Here is a 1,016-nt window from a genome sequence, read left to right as displayed (position 1 = left end):
ACAGACTTCAAAAATCCATAAGGCTTTTTACCATCAAAAGTTTTTGTAGACATAAACCATGTGAAAGCCACAGGAATCCCAAAGTATTTGAGAAATGCTCCCTCTATCATGGAAAGAGGGGGCAAGTTGCCAAGTATCATCACTGCAAAGAGTGACACGACAAACCATGTCATTTGCGTAAAGGTTATGGGAAACGGAAGTCTAAAATCATTGATAGAATACAGTACCTTTTCCACAGACCAGATACTGGTATAGCTTCGTATTTTCTTCATGTAATCAATCCTTTCATAAAAAATAGGGGTAGCTGATTGAGCCACCCCGTAAAATAGAAAATCTGCCAGTAGTAATGTACCGACAGATTTAATAGACGATTTCAAAAATCCCATGATTGGTTGAGATAAACGTTCCTGAAAGGTCTAAATCCCGACCATAGGCTTGATAATCAATATAGTTTTGAAGACTAGCTGGTACTTCGCCTAAAGCACCCGTTTCTTCAATGTAGTAGCGTGCCACGTCATACATATCATCACAATCGGAATGAATGATAATATCCTCTTGATGTTCGCTTAGTTCTTCAATGCTTGAAAAATGAGTGAGCAGAGCAGATAGCTCCGATTGTAATTCTTCGGGTAATTCCGATACCATTTCCCATAGTCGATTGAGTTCGCCAATGGAAGTGTATTCGTCAACCGTAAAGGGTAACTCGTAGTCATGAATGGCGTATTCCTCATATTCATCATTCAAGCCGATTTTCTCTTTGACTTCCTCAAAGTCAATGGGAAAGGTAAACCACGCACCGACCAATTCGCCCTCATTGTATTTGCCTAAATTCGCAATATAGACTTGCATATCGTCCATATATTCACGTCCTTTCTTTGTAGAGATTCAAAAATCCCTACCGCACTTCGTTTGGTGTACCATTCCTTTGCGGAACATAAGAAAACCACTTATATTCCACAAAAGAACGGTTTTATTTAAGAACCAATAATGCGATTGAATAGCTCTAGTAAAATGTC

Annotated in this window: 2 protein-coding genes; both read right to left on the bottom strand. The window is 39.0% G+C overall.

The window, feature by feature from the left end; translation table 11 throughout:
* Window positions 1–272: conjugal transfer protein (locus ACFX59_RS18185; RefSeq protein WP_078800767.1), on the bottom strand; the 272-nt coding region annotated here is incomplete at its 3' end.
* Between the two features lie 88 nt (window positions 273–360).
* The gene (locus ACFX59_RS18180) at window positions 361–858 is read right to left on the bottom strand and encodes an antirestriction protein ArdA (protein ID WP_000342539.1); all 498 of its coding nucleotides are present in this window, start codon (window positions 856–858) and stop codon (window positions 361–363) included.
* Window positions 859–1,016 lie beyond the last annotated feature (158 nt).

It is taken from the genome of Sphingomonas sp. NCPPB 2930 (genome assembly GCF_042867205.1).
In the GTDB taxonomy this organism is placed as follows: Bacteria; Pseudomonadota; Alphaproteobacteria; order Sphingomonadales; family Sphingomonadaceae; genus Sphingomonas.
The sequence above is the reverse complement of the archived record's forward strand: the minus strand, read 5'-3'. Positions and strand labels throughout refer to the sequence as shown.

Excerpts from the sequence above, each read along its gene's own strand:
- ACFX59_RS18180 (WP_000342539.1), bottom strand. The coding sequence starts at position 858 with ATGGACGATATGCAAGTCTATATTGCGAATTTAGGCAAATACAATGAG.